Raw genomic sequence first — 13,603 nt, forward strand, 5'->3', positions numbered from 1 at the left:
CCTCCTCTGGGCTCGGGAGTGCCGATGCTATAGCATGTTGCTCGGTCGACACGTCCGACCAGGGACGGCGCCGTGGCCGCTATCCTTCGGGGCGTCGACCGACGACGATCCGAGCCCGCCGCCCCCACGACACCACGGAGAAGCCATGGCGCTCAAGAGCGTGCCGGACCAGAACGTCGCCGACCGGGTGACGGTCGAGCTGCGCGAGGCGATCTTCAGCGGCGACCTCGCGCCGGGCGAGCGGCTCGTCGAGCGCAAGCTCGCCGAACGCCTCGGCACGAGCCACATCCCCGTCCGCGAGGCGCTCACGCGGCTCACGCAGGAGGGCCTCGTCGAGCGGCTCCCGCACCGCGGCGCGCGCGTCGCCGCCCTCACGAGCCGGGACCTCGAGGAGATCTCGAGCCTGCGCACGCTGCTGGAGCAGTTCGCCGTCGTGCGGGTCCAGGACGCGTGGGACCCTGCCAAGGAGGCTCGGCTGCGCAAGACCGTGCAGCAGATGGTCCAGGCGGCGGAGAAGGGCAGCAACGCGCGCGTCTTCGAGCTCGACCGGCGCTTCCACGAGCAGCTCTGGGAGATGGCCGACCACCGCATGCTCATGACCCTCAACGCGCAGCTGCGCAGCCGCATCACCGGGTTCCTGCGCGCCGCGAACGCCGCGCTCGAGCCCGAGGCGCGCGTCGCGCACGCCCGCACCCACGAGCTCATCGTCGACGCCATCGCGGGCGGCGACCCGGAGGCGGCGCAGCGCGTCATGGCCGAGCACATCGGCGAGGCCGCCGCCCGCCTCGCGAGCCACACGGAGGACGAGGCGGAGCCCGCCGTCGGGGCCTGAGCCCGCGCCGCCCGCCGACGGCGCGTCGCGCCCGGTCGTCACAGCCCGGCGGGACGCCCGGTCGACCTGAGGAGGATGCACCCGCATCCACCGATCTCAGGGAGGCACCACATGGCTCGCATCATCGTCGTCGGCGGCACCGGGCACGTCGGCTCGCGCGTCGTCGAGAAGCTCACCGCGCACGGGCACGACGCCGTCGCCGCATCACGCCGCACGGGCGTCGACGCGTACACCGGCGCAGGCCTGACGGAGGCGCTGGCCGGCGCCGACGTCGTCGTCGACACCACCCAGGCGCCGTCGTACGTCCCCGACGAGGTCCGGGAGTACTTCGCCACGTCGACCGGGAACCTCGTCGCGGCGGAGAAGGCGGCGGGCGTCCGCCACCACGTCGCGCTCACCATCGTGGGCACCGACCGCCCGCAGGACATCGGCTACTTCCACGGCAAGGCCGAGCAGGAGCGCGTCGTCCGCGAGTCGGGCGTGCCGTACTCGCTCGTGCACGCGACCCAGTTCTTCGAGTTCACGCCCGCGATCATCGGCTCGGCGGCGCACGGGGACACCGTGCGGGTGTCGTCGGCGTCGATCCAGCCGATCGCCGCCGAGGACGTCGCGACCGCCGTCGCGCGGATCGCCGTCGGAGAGCCCGTGGGCGACGTCGAGATCGCCGGCCCGGAGGTCCTCGCGATCGGGGACCTGGTGCGCCGGACGCTCGCGGCGCAGGGCGACGGGCGCGAGGTCGTCACGGCGGACGACGCGCCGTACTTCGGGGCGCTGATCGACGACCGCACGCTCGTGGCCGTGGACGGTGCGCAGATCTTCGGCACGCGCCTGGAGGACTGGCTCGCCGCGCAGGCAGCCTGACGGTGCACCCCGGGTGGCGGCACGCCGCCGCCCGGGGTGTCGTGCGCGCCCAGCCCGGCCCGCACGGTCCGTCGCGTCGCACGCCGACGGTCGTCCCGCGACCCTACTTTTGCTATAGCATCCCGTCAACACCGGCTCGCGACCCTGGACGGCCATGCACCTGCGCACCGCCACACCCGACGACGTCCCCTCCCTCTACGCGCTGTGGGACCGTGCGTTCGACGCGCCGCTCATGGTGCCGGTCTACGAGACCGACGACGGTCGGCTCGACCGCACGCACGTCGCCGTCGACCCGCTCCACGGCGGGGTGGTCGGCTCGGTGTACTGGACGCCGCGCGAGATCGGCGGGCCGGACGGCGACACGCTGCGGGCCGGCGGCGTCGCCAACGTCGCGACCGCCCCTGAAGCCCGCGGCCGGGGCCTCGTCCGCGCGCTGCTCTCCCGGGCCGTCGAGCAGATGGAGCGGGCCGGCACGCACGTCGCGCTGCTGTTCACCGGCACCCCCGACGTCTACCGGTCGAGCGGCTTCGAGACGTTCGACGTGCCGCTCCGGCGCGGCGCTCCCCGAATGCTCGGCGACGCCGCGACCCACACGGTGGACGACCTCGCCGCCGAGTCGTTCCGCCCCCACATCCCCCACGACGCGCCGTCCGGGCCGGGGGCTCCGCCGTCGGGCTCGGAGGACGACGCACCCCTGGCCGTCCGCACCGACCGCCTACCCGGCGTCCCATGGCCGGCATGGTCCGTCGCGCTCGGGTGGGAGCAGCTCGCCGCGCTGCACGACAGGTTCGACGCCGCGGGCGGCGGACCACGCCCCCTCGCCACCCGGCGCACCGCCGAGCACTGGGAGCGCCGCGTCCCGCTCTGGTACTCCGGCGCCGAGGTGTTCACCGCGCGGGCTGCCGACGGGGAGGTCGCGGGCTACCTCGCCCTCGAACCCGGGCCGGGCGTCCTGAAGGTCCGCGAGCTCGGCGTCGACCCGACGGCGGAGCGCGCCGGCGAGGTCGTCGACGCTCTTGCGCGCACGACGCTCCAGCGGGCGCGCCTCCACCGCTCCCCCGTCGTCGAGGTTCGCCTGCCTGCGCACCCGCTCACCGAGCGCTTCACCGCGGCAGTCCTCGACGCGCCGATGCCGGGGACGGACACGACCGGGATGCTCCGTACGGTCCGCGCGGGGGCCGACGTCGTCGCCCGCCTACGGGAGGCCGCCGCAGCCGGGATGGGCTTCCACTGGCCGGGCGACTACCTCTGACCAACTACGCGAGGTAGAGCACCGGACGCGCGAGGTCGGCCCCAGTGGCGCGAGGTAGAGCCATAGTTCGCCGAGGTAGAGCCGTGGTCACGCGAGGTAGAGCCATGGTTCGCCGAGGTAGAGCCGTGGTTCGCCAAGGTAGAGCCGTGGTTCGCCGACGTAGAGCCGTGGTCACGCGAGGTAGAGCCGTGGTTCGCCGAAGTCGAAACCTCGCTGGCGCCCGACGGCGCGGGCTCGGGTGGGTGGGAGTTCGTCCAACTTCCCCACGCACCCGCGCCGCCCGCCCGACCCGCCGGGACGGCCTGGTCGAGCAGCGCGTCGCTCCGCGGAAGCCCCCGGGCGGAGCGGTGGCCGCACGCCGGATCGGGCGTGGAGGCGACGGGGCTTCAGACCCATGCCTGCCGGCTCGTGTGCGCCAGGCTGAGCCGACGGTGCGCCGGCCCACGCGTGGAGCGCGCCGCAGATCCGACGACAGCTCTACCTCGGCCAACCACGGCCCCGCCTCGCGTGACCACAGCTCTACCTCGGCCAACCACGGCTCTACCTCGCGTGACCACAGCTCTACCTCGGCCAACCAGGGCTCTACCTCGCGCGACCAGGGCTCTACCTCGCGCGACCAGGGCTCTACCTCGCGCGACCAGGGCTCTACCTCGCGCGACCAGGGCTCTACCTCGGCGCGGCTGGCGTGCCACCTTCTCCCGGGTTCGCTTGCTATGGCAATCGTTCTCATCCGATAACCCATCTGACCTGCGTCGACGTTCGTCGTGCTGCTCTTGACGATGCCATAGCATCCCGCTACTCTCCGAGAGTCCGGTTCACCGTCGCAACGACGCGCACGAACCCGCTGACCCCGACCCAGCACCGGAACCGCACGACCCCCGCAGCACCGCTCCCCCGGAACACCCCGCAGCCCCGGGCCGCCGGAGCCTTCGCGTCGCCCGCCCGCACGGCGTCCTCCCGACGTCCCGAAGGGTGCCCGAGTTGTCCACTCCCCGATCCCAGACCCGCCCCGCGTCCCCGACCCTCGGCCGGCCCGAGCCGGCGGTCGACGCCCCGCCCCCGTCGCGGCGCAGCCTGCTGCGCGTGGCCGGCATCGCCTCCCTCGCCGCGGGCGCCGTCGCACTCGGCAGCGGCAGCGCCCAGGCGGCGCCCCTCCCCGGCGCACCGCTCGCGGCGAAGAAGGACGACAAGCCCGACGAGGAGGTCCTCGTCGCCGCCACCGTCGCCGAGCTCACCGGCTGGAAGGCCAAGAAGCTCGACGACGGCACGGTCGCCCAGCTCCTCGGCCACGCCACGCCGGGCGACGGCGCTGCCCGCCTCGTGCGCTACGACGCCAAGTCCACCGCGACCCCCAACGGCGGCACCGTCCTCGCCCCGAGCGACGCCGGCGCCAAGGGCCGCTGGCACACCCTGCACACCGGTACCGGAGACTTCCGCTGGTTCGGCCTCTTCGGCCCCGACACCCCGGCCGACGACGCGCTCGACGCCCTCGTCGACGACCCGAGCATCACCCGCATCGAGGCCCGAACCGACCTCAACTTCACCCGCCGCCACACGTTCACGCGCTCGAACCTCGAGCTCGACTTCGGCGGGCACACGGTCACGAGCGAGGGCATCGAGCGCAACGCGCACGACAACCCGTTCGGCGCGGTCCTGTTCTTCCAGGGGCGCGTGACCGACGAGACGCAGCAGCGCACGCTCGCCGCGACGCTCCCCGACCTCACGGACGTCTTCGAGGTCGCGGACGCGGGCGCGTTCGCCGTCGGGCAGTGGTGGGCGCTGCGCTCGGACGAGCGCCCGGGCGGCGGCGGGGACGAGCGCGAGCTCCAGCGCCTCGTCCAGGTCACGCAGGTGCTCGACGCGACGCACGTGCGCGTCGACTACAAGAACGGCTGGGAGCTGCCCGCCGGGCGCGTGCTCACCTGGACGCGCGTCGAGCCCGTCGAGCAGGTGCACGTGCGCGCGATGACGTTCCACGGGTCCGGGCCCTTCGACGGGCCGACGAACGGCGAGCTGCCCGACGACCGGGAGATGACCGGCTCCCACCCCGTCGCGTTCGAGTACGCGGTGCGCTGCGACGTCTCGGACGTCCACGGCCACCGCACGTGGTGGCCCGTCATCATGCGGCGCTGGAACACCCACTTCGTCACCGAGCGGTGCTCGGTCGCCAACCCGCCGACCGTCTTCTACGGCGGCGCCGGCTACCTCACGCAGCAGATCTACTGCCTGTACGGGCGGGTCTCCGACTGCACGAGCCACAACGCGCGGCACCTGAACGACCTCACGGCGTCGGCGTACTGCCTCGTGGAGAACTGCCACGGCGACGGCGACGACCAGGGCGGCAACCCCTTCACGACCCATGGCCAGTACGAGCACGACCTCGTGTTCGTCGGCAACAGCGGGCTCATGGACATCGCCAACTCGGGCGGCCAGTGGGGCACGGCGGCCAAGCGCATCACGGTCAAGCACCACACGTGCTCGTGGTTCGTCGCGGGCACCAAGATCACCGACCTGACGCTCGAGGACGTGCACGTCGTCGCGCGCTCGACGTTCGACCCGCAGGCGACGCTCACGATCAACGCCGACGGCGCGCAGGTGCGCGGCTGCACGGCGGGCTTCTTCGCCGTCGGGCAGCGGTCGTCGCTGTCGCGGCGCCCGACGGTCGTCGAGGACTGCGCGTTCGCGCTGCCCGCCGGGTCGGTGCTGCACCAGACGCCGGTGACGAACCCCGTGCACTTCGTGCGCACGCGCATCACCGGCGTGGACGGCACGATCCTGCGCGGCGCCGGTCCCGTGACGTTCACCGACTGCGAGCTCGTCGGCGGCACGGACGAGGCCCCGGCCGCGCCGGTCGACCTCGGCTCGGCGGACGTCACCGTCACGGGCGGGACGTGGCGGGGCGTGGGCGTGCGGCTCAGCGGCGCGCGCGACCAGCGGCTCGTGCTCGACGGCGTACGGGCGTCGGGCACGACGACGGCCGGCGCCCTCGTGTCGCGCGGCACCGGCGCGGGCGCCGTGGACGTCACGCTCTGCGGCGCCGACCTGCGGGCCGCCGACGGCACCGCCCACGTCGCGCTGCGGGCGGGCGACCGCTACGCCGCGTCCGGGTCGCGGTTCACGGGCGGCCGCCTCGACCTGCCCGACGGCGTGCGCGTCCTCCATGCCCGCAACGTCGAGACCGGCGTCGACCGCGCGGGGCTGCCGACCGCGGGCGACGGCGTGCTCGTCGACGCGAACCTCTTCGTGTGACCCACCCGGGCGACCACCCGGGCACCCGAACCTTCCTCCCCACCGACACCCGCGCCGTCGTGCACGGGCCGACGAAAGGACACCCATGACCCTCGACACCACGACCGAGCCGACGACGGCGGCACCGGGCGAGGCCGCCCAGCCGCCCTCGCGGCGCAACCTGCTGCGCGTCGCCGGCATCGCCTCCCTCGCCGCCGGCGCCGTCGCACTCGGCAGCGGCAGCGCCCAGGCGGCGCCCCTCCCCGGCGCACCGCTCGCGGCGAAGAAGGACGACAAGCCCGACGAGGAGGTCATCGTCGCCGCCACCGTCGCCCAGCTCACCGGCTGGAAGGCCAAGAAGCTCGACGACGGCACCGTCGCCCAGCTCCTCGGCCACGCGACCCCCGGCGACGGCGCCGCCCGGCTCCTGCGCTACGACGCGAGGTCCACCGCCGCCGCCAACGGTGGCACCGTCCTCGCCCCGCAGGACGCGGGAGCCAAGGGCCGCTGGCACACCCTGCACACCGGCACCGCCGACTTCCGCTGGTTCGGCCTCTTCGGCACCGACACCCCGGCCGACGACGCGCTCGACGCCCTCGTGGACGACCCCAGCATCACGCGCATCGAGGCCCACACCGACCTCAACTTCACCCGCCGCCACACGTTCACCCGCTCGAACCTCGAGCTCGACTTCGGCAACCACCTCATGACCACCGAGGGCATCGAGGACGCCGGGCAGGACGACCCGTTCGCGGCCGTGCTGTTCTTCCGCGGCAAGGTCACGGACGACGTCCGGACGAACACCCTCACGGCGACGATGCCGGAGCTGCGCGACGACTACGAGGTCGCGGACTCGTCGCGGTTCGAGGTGGGTCAGTGGTACGCGGTCGAGGTCAACGCGCTCGCCGGCCGCTGGGAGCGCGAGCTCCAGCGCCTCGTCCAGATCACGCAGATCGTGGACGCCACCCACGTGCGCGTCAACTACAAGGCGGGCTGGTCGCTCGCGAAGGGCCGCACGCTCACGTGGACGCGCGTGGAGCCCGTCGAGCAGGTGCACGTGCGCAACCTCGCGTTCCGCGGCCGGCCCGACGGCGACCAGTACACCGGCTCGCACCCGATCGCCTACGAGTACGCGGTGCGCTGCGACGTGGAGAACGTGCACGGCGTCGCGACCTTCTGGCCGCTCGTCATGCGCCGATGGAGCACGTTCTTCCGCACGGCGGGCTGCTCGCTGACCAACCCGGCGTCGGTCACGTGGGGCGGCGCGGGCTACCTGACGCAGCAGATCTACTGCAACTACGGGCACGTCGTGGACTGCCACACGACCAACGCGCGGCACCTCAACGACTGGACCGCGTCGTCGTACGGGCTCGTGGAGAACTGCCACGGCGACGGCGACGACCAGGGCCCGTTCGTCACGCACGGCCAGTACGAGCACGACCTCACCTACGTCGGGAACTCCGGCCTCATGACGTTCGCCAACTCGGGCGCGGCCTGGGGCGGCGCGGCCAAGCGCATCACGGTGACGCGGCACGTGTGCTCGTGGTTCGTCGCGCGCGTCAAGGTCACCGACCTCACGCTCGAGGACGTGCAGGTCATCCGCAAGGACGGCCTCGCGGGCTCGGGGATGCTGTGGGTCAACGCCGACGGCGTCCAGCTCCGCGGCTGCCAGGCCGACGACACCCTGATCATCTCCCAGGCGTCGGCGCTGTCGAAGCGGCCCAACGTCATCGAGGGGTCGCGGTTCGCGGTGCTGCCGGACACCGCGATCACCCAGGCGAACGTCACGAACCCGGTGCACCTCGTGCGCACGACCCTGAACGGGCTGAAGAACGCCTCGTTCGCCGGGAAGGGACAGGTCGTGCTCGACGCGTGCACGCTCGAGGCGGCCGAGGGCGAGGGCACCGTCACGGCGAGCGGCGACCTCACGGTGCGCGGCGGCGTCGTGCGCAACGTCGCGATCGTCGCGGCGGGCGCCGCGGAGCAGACGATCCGGCTCGACGGCGGCGCCCGGCTGGAGGGAAAGCCCGCGGGCGGCAGCTTCCTGCGCCGGACGAAGGCGGACAAGCCGGTCACGTGGGCGCTCGACGGCGTCCGGAGCACCGCGCCGTCGGGTGACACTGGACACGTGAACCTAGACGCCGGTATCAACAGGTGGTCCGCCACGGGCTCGACCTTCGCGGGCGGGACCCTCGCGCTGGCACCGTCCGCGCTGGGCGGCGACTCGTACGCCCTGCACAGCGGCAACGTCGAGCAGGGCGTCACCCGCACGGCGTTCCCGGAGGACGGCGACCGCGTCGTCACCACGGGCAACCTCGTCGTCTGACGAGCCCGCCTCGCGCCGCTCTCCCCCACCGGGCGCGGCCCGGCACGGTGAGCGCCGCGCGAGGCGAGACGACGAAGGGGCCGGGGGTGGTGAGTGCGGGTCGTGGCGGGCCTGGCGGGAGCGCCGCGAGGAACGAGCGGCGCGGATGGTAGACCCGCACTCACCACCCCCGGCCCCGACCCACGGCGACCATCGCGCCGGTACCCGCAGCCGCGGCGCGAAGGTCACAACTCCGCATCGCGTCGTGCGCGAGTTAACACGAGCGCCGATCTGGCGTAACATCGGCATGGCAGGCTTGCTATAGCAAATAGCAAACGAGGCCTGCCAGGGCCGGGAGACCCCCGCCCCGCAGGACCATCGCAACGGAGCAAGGACCGCACACGTGACCCCGAACCCCCAGCCTGTCACCGTCGCCCTCGTCGGCGCCGGGAACCGTGGTCAGACGTACGCGCGCTGGCTCGCCGAGCACCCCGACCGCGCCCGTCTCGTCGCCGTCGCCGACCCCCGACCCCACCAGCGCGGGCTCGTCGTCGACCAGGCCGTCGCCGCGCAGGCCGGCCTCTCCGCAGCCCACGCCCACGCGTCGGGCACCGAGTCGGGCGCAGCGCTCGCTGCCGAACCGCGAGTCGAGCTCCCGCAGGTCGTCGAGTTCGCCGGCTGGCAGGACCTCGTCGCCGCGGGCGACGCCGACCGGGCCGCAGGGGGCACGGGGCGGCTCGCGGACATGGTCATCGTCGCGACGCAGGACCGCGAGCACCGCGACCCCGTCGTCGCGCTCGCGCCGCAGGGGTACGCGATCCTCGTCGAGAAGCCGCTCGCGCCGAGCCCCGAGGAGTGCCGGGACGTCGTGGACGCGGTCGAGGCGTCGGGCGTGCTCTTCGGCGTGTGCCACGTGATGCGCTACATGCCGTACACGGACCTCGTGAAGTCGGTCGTCGACTCGGGCGTCCTGGGCGAGATCGTCAACGTCCAGCACCTCGAGCCCGTCGGCTGGTGGCACGACGCGCACTCGTACGTCCGCGGCCCGTGGCGCTCGGAGAAGACGTCGAGCCCGATGCTCCTCGCGAAGTCGAGCCACGACCTCGACTGGATCCGCTACGTCACCGGCAAGCGGATCGCGACGGTCGCGAGCTTCGGCTCCCTGAAGCACTTCCGGCCCGAGGAGCGCCCCGCGGGCGCGGCGGACCGCTGCCTGGACTGCCCGCTCGAGCCCACGTGCCCGTACTCGGCGCCGCGCCTGTACCTCACGACGCTGCGCGAGCGGGGCCCGATCTGGCCCGTCTCCGTCATCACGGACGCGACCGACGAGGCGGGCGTCGTCGAGGCGCTGCGCACGACCGACTACGGCCGCTGCGTCTACGACTCCGACAACGACGTCGTCGACCACCAGGTCGTCGCCATGGAGCTCGAGGGCGGCGGCGCGGCGACGTTCACCATGACCGCGTTCTCCGAGCAGGACCACCGCAAGACCCAGATCTTCGGCACCCACGGCTGCCTCGACGGCGACGGGGAGAAGGTCCGCGTGACCGACTTCCGCGACGGCAGCGTCACCGTGCACGACGGCGGCCACCACGGCGCCACGAACGCCGCCGACGACCACGGGGGCGGCGACTCGGGGGTGATGGACGCGTTCGTGCGCGCCGTCGCGACGGGGGACCCGAGCCACGTCCGGTCGGGCGCCGTCGAGTCGCTCCAGAGCCACCTCGCCGTGTTCGCGGCCGAGGAGTCGCGCCACCGGCGCACCGTCGTCGACGTCCCGGCCCGCTGACGCGTCCGGCGCGACGACCGCACCACCCCGCACCTCCACAGCACCACACCGCACAGCACCACCCACCCCCCACCCGCCCACCCCGGCGGGACCTCACCAAGGAGACACGTCGATGACCCTGCGCACGACGAAGCGCCTCTGGACCGCCGCTCTCGCGGTCGGCACGCTCGGCGCGCTGAGCGCCTGTGCCGGCGGTGCCGGCGCCGGCAGCTCCACGCCCACCCCCGAGGACGGCGCCGCGTCCGGCTCCGTGACCATGTGGACCTACCCCGTCATCGCCGACGAGGCCGCCCACAAGGCCTTCTGGGACGAGCAGATCGCCGCCTTCCAGGAGGAGAACCCCGACGTCGACGTCAAGGTCGAGATCTACCCGTGGGCCGGCCGCGACGAGACCCTCGCGACGGCCATCGCGGGCAACAAGGGCCCCGACGTCGTCTACCTCATCCCGGACCAGATCCCGAAGTACGGCAAGTCCCTCGCCGCCGTGGACAACTACGTCACGGACCAGGTGGGCGACCTGCGCGAGAACGCGTCGAAGGCCGTCACGGTCGACGGCGCGATGCTCGGCTCGCCGCTGATCATGAACAGCAAGCCGCTCGTGTGCAACGCCGCGGCGTTCGAGGCCGTCGGCGAGGCCGGCAACTACCCGGAGACGTGGGACGACCTCATGGCGCTCGCGCCGACGTTCCAGGCCGCCGGCTACGACGTCACCAACTACTGGGGCTCGGTCGACGCGACGCTCAACGAGTCCTTCTACCCGCTGCTGTGGCAGGCGGGCGGGTCCGTCTTCTCCGAGGACGGCTCGTCGGTCGCGTTCGACTCGCCCGAGGGCATCGAGGCGCTCCAGTTCGCGGTCGACCTCGCCGAGGGCGGGTACATCGAGAAGGACCTGCTGACGACGATCCCCGCGTTCGAGCAGACCAACACCGCCAAGGGCAAGATCGCGTGCACCTGGCAGCAGGGCCCGGCCGACGTCGCGGGCTTCTGGGGCGAGGAGAACGTCGTCGTGCTCCCGCCGCTCAAGCAGGCCGAGGCGGTCGCGTTCGGTACGGTCGGCTCGCTGTCCGTGCTCAAGACGGCGGAGAACCTCGACGCCGCGGGCAAGTGGGCCGCGTTCGCGACCTCGCCCGCGGTGAGCACCGAGTACGCGAAGGCGGCGGGCTGGTTCTCGCCGTACGAGAGCGAGTCGGGCCTCTACGCCGACGACCCGGTGCTCTCGGCGCTCGAGGACACGCTCCAGTACACGACCGCGGGCGAGGTCAACGAGAAGTCCCGTGAGGTCATGGGTGTGCTCGCCCCGGAGATCCAGGCCGCGCTCATCGGCGAGAAGACGCCGGAGCAGGCCCTGAAGGACGCGGCCGCGGCGGCGAACCCGCTGCTCGGCTGACCGACGTCGCGGCGCGGGCGGCCCTCCCCCTGGGCGCCCGCGCCGCGGCACCCCTCGCGGTACGAGAGGAGAACCCATGACCGCGACCGCCCCCACCTCGGACGGGCTCACCGCCGACGGGGCCGACCGGCGCCCGGCGCCGAGGCCCCCGCGCGGCGGCACCCGCCGCGTCCTGGAGCGCCGTGAGGCGAGGATCGGCCTGCTGTTCGCCCTCCCCGCGTTCCTGCTGTTCCTGCTGTTCCGGTTCGGCCCCGCCATCGCGGGCGTCGCGCTGAGCTTCTTCGACTACACCATCGGCGTCGGCGCCGAGTGGACGGGCGTCGAGAACTTCCGGCGCATGGTCGACGACCCGATCTTCTGGTCGGCGCTGCGCGTCACGGTCGTGCTGAGCCTGCTCATCGTCCCGGTGTCGCTCGCGATCTCGACGTTCATGGCCCTCATGGTGCGCCGCTCGTTCCGAGGCTCGGGCTTCTACCGGTCGGTGTTCTTCCTGCCCGTGGTCACGAGCCTCGTGCTCGCCGCGACCGTGTTCACGTGGGTGTTCTCCACGAACGGCCCGTGGTCGAAGCTCATGGGGGCGCTCGGGTTCTCGACCGACTCGTGGCTCGGCGACACGCTGCTCGTGCTCCCCGCGCTCGCGATGGTCGCGATCTGGTCGCGCTTCGGGTACGGGATGCTCATCCTCCTCGCCCGCATGCAGGACCTGCCGCGCGAGCTCGAGGAGGCCGCCGCGATCGACGGCGCCGGACCGTGGAAGCGGTTCTGGTTCATCATCGCGCCCCAGCTCAAGCCCACGCTCTTCTTCCTCGCCGTCATCGAGACGACGGCGTCGTTCCAGATCTTCGACCTCGTCTACGTGATGACGGCGGGCGGACCGGCCCGGGCGAGCTACAACCTCGTCTTCTACATCTACGACCAGGGCTTCAAGTACTTCGACCTCGGCTACGCGAGCGCGCTCGGCGTCGCGCTGTTCGTCGTCACGCTCGTCGTCGCCCTCATCCAGCGCTACGCCATCGGGAGGGACAAGTGACCGCCGCCGACCCCACCACCACCGAGCGCGTGCTCGAGGGGGCCGCGCTGCCGGTGCGTCCCACCGCGACCCGCCGCCGGCGCGGCCGCAAGGGCGCGAGCGACCTGTCGCTGCGCGGCAAGGTGCTGCGCTACGTCGTGCTCTCGCTCGCCGCCGTCGTGACGATCTTCCCGTTCTACGCGATGGTCGTGCTCTCGCTGAAGCCGGCCGCCGCGATCGACTTCCCCGCGTCGCTCCTGCCGACGAACCTCACGACCGAGGCCTACGACCGCGTGCTCGGCGCAGGCAACATCGGCACCTGGCTCGTCAACACGCTCGTGTACTCGGTCGTGTCCGTCGTCGCGGTGCTGCTGCTCGCCTCCATGGCCGGCTACGCGTTCGCCAAGAAGAAGTTCCCGGGGCGCGAGGCGATGTTCTGGTCGTTCCTCGCGATGGTCATGGTCCCGTACCACGTGACCCTCATCCCGACGTTCATCCTCATCGCGCAGGCGGGCGGGCTGGACACGTACTGGGGCCTGATCCTGCCGACGCTCGCGAACGCGCAGGCCGTGTTCCTCATGCGGCAGTTCATCCTCGACCTGCCCGACGAGCTGTTCGAGGCCGCGAAGCTCGACGGCGCCTCGGAGTGGCGCATCTTCCTGCGCATCGTGCTGCCGCTGTGCAAGCCGATCCTCGCGACGCTCGGCACGTTCGTCTTCCTGTGGCACTGGAACGACTTCCTGTGGCCGCTCATCATCGGCCAGGGCACCGACCACTGGACGCTGACCGTCGGCATCGCCTCGCTCCAGCAGCAGGACGTGCCGCTCAACATGGTGCTCGCGGGCGCCACCATCTCGTTCGTTCCGATCTTCGCCTCGTACCTCGTGGCCCAGCGCTTCTTCGTCGAGGGCGTCACCTCGTCCGGCATCAAGGGATGACT

At 72.8% G+C, this 13,603-nt stretch carries 9 protein-coding genes; all 9 read left to right on the forward strand.

The window, feature by feature from the left end; all coding sequences use genetic code 11:
• Positions 1 to 145: 145 nt before the first annotated feature.
• Positions 146 to 832: a GntR family transcriptional regulator gene (locus AC6CH9_RS00610; RefSeq protein WP_047231506.1), complete on the forward strand. Its 687-nt coding sequence runs from the start codon at positions 146 to 148 to the stop codon at positions 830 to 832.
• A 111-nt stretch (positions 833 to 943) separates the two neighbouring features.
• Positions 944 to 1,693, forward strand: a complete 750-nt coding sequence (locus AC6CH9_RS00615; protein ID WP_498153166.1) for an SDR family oxidoreductase — start codon at positions 944 to 946, stop codon at positions 1,691 to 1,693.
• A gap of 154 nt (positions 1,694 to 1,847) precedes the next feature.
• The gene (locus tag AC6CH9_RS00620) at positions 1,848 to 2,945 is read left to right on the forward strand and encodes a GNAT family N-acetyltransferase (RefSeq protein ID WP_498153167.1); all 1,098 of its coding nucleotides are present in this window, start codon (positions 1,848 to 1,850) and stop codon (positions 2,943 to 2,945) included.
• Between the two features lie 981 nt (positions 2,946 to 3,926).
• A complete protein-coding gene (locus tag AC6CH9_RS00625) occupies positions 3,927 to 6,194 on the forward strand; it encodes a peptidase C14 (RefSeq protein ID WP_498153168.1) in 2,268 nt (755 codons plus the stop codon).
• An 85-nt stretch (positions 6,195 to 6,279) separates the two neighbouring features.
• Positions 6,280 to 8,499 (forward strand): peptidase C14, encoded by a 2,220-nt coding sequence (locus AC6CH9_RS00630; protein ID WP_498153169.1) that lies wholly within the window; start codon positions 6,280 to 6,282, stop codon positions 8,497 to 8,499.
• Positions 8,500 to 8,881: 382 nt separating this feature from the next.
• Positions 8,882 to 10,267, forward strand: a complete 1,386-nt coding sequence (locus AC6CH9_RS00635) for a Gfo/Idh/MocA family protein (RefSeq protein ID WP_498153170.1) — start codon at positions 8,882 to 8,884, stop codon at positions 10,265 to 10,267.
• A 112-nt stretch (positions 10,268 to 10,379) separates the two neighbouring features.
• Positions 10,380 to 11,654, forward strand: coding sequence for an ABC transporter substrate-binding protein (locus tag AC6CH9_RS00640; RefSeq protein WP_313661828.1), 1,275 nt, complete (start codon positions 10,380 to 10,382; stop codon positions 11,652 to 11,654).
• Between the two features lie 76 nt (positions 11,655 to 11,730).
• Positions 11,731 to 12,684, forward strand: coding sequence for a carbohydrate ABC transporter permease (locus tag AC6CH9_RS00645; RefSeq protein ID WP_498153171.1), 954 nt, complete (start codon positions 11,731 to 11,733; stop codon positions 12,682 to 12,684).
• A complete protein-coding gene (locus AC6CH9_RS00650) occupies positions 12,681 to 13,601 on the forward strand; it encodes a carbohydrate ABC transporter permease (RefSeq protein ID WP_264031083.1) in 921 nt (306 codons plus the stop codon). The genes AC6CH9_RS00645 and AC6CH9_RS00650 overlap by 4 nt, the downstream gene beginning before the upstream one ends.
• The last annotated feature ends 2 nt before the right edge of the window (positions 13,602 to 13,603 follow it).

The organism is Cellulosimicrobium sp. GQ32 (assembly GCF_059758455.1).

Coding starts and splice junctions, on each gene's coding strand:
- AC6CH9_RS00630 (WP_498153169.1), top strand. CDS start 6,280: ATGACCCTCGACACCACGACCGAGCCGACGACGGCGGCACCGGGCGAG.
- AC6CH9_RS00645 (WP_498153171.1), top strand. CDS start 11,731: ATGACCGCGACCGCCCCCACCTCGGACGGGCTCACCGCCGACGGGGCC.
- AC6CH9_RS00610 (WP_047231506.1), top strand. CDS start 146: ATGGCGCTCAAGAGCGTGCCGGACCAGAACGTCGCCGACCGGGTGACG.
- AC6CH9_RS00615 (WP_498153166.1), top strand. CDS start 944: ATGGCTCGCATCATCGTCGTCGGCGGCACCGGGCACGTCGGCTCGCGC.
- AC6CH9_RS00620 (WP_498153167.1), top strand. CDS start 1,848: ATGCACCTGCGCACCGCCACACCCGACGACGTCCCCTCCCTCTACGCG.
- AC6CH9_RS00640 (WP_313661828.1), top strand. CDS start 10,380: ATGACCCTGCGCACGACGAAGCGCCTCTGGACCGCCGCTCTCGCGGTC.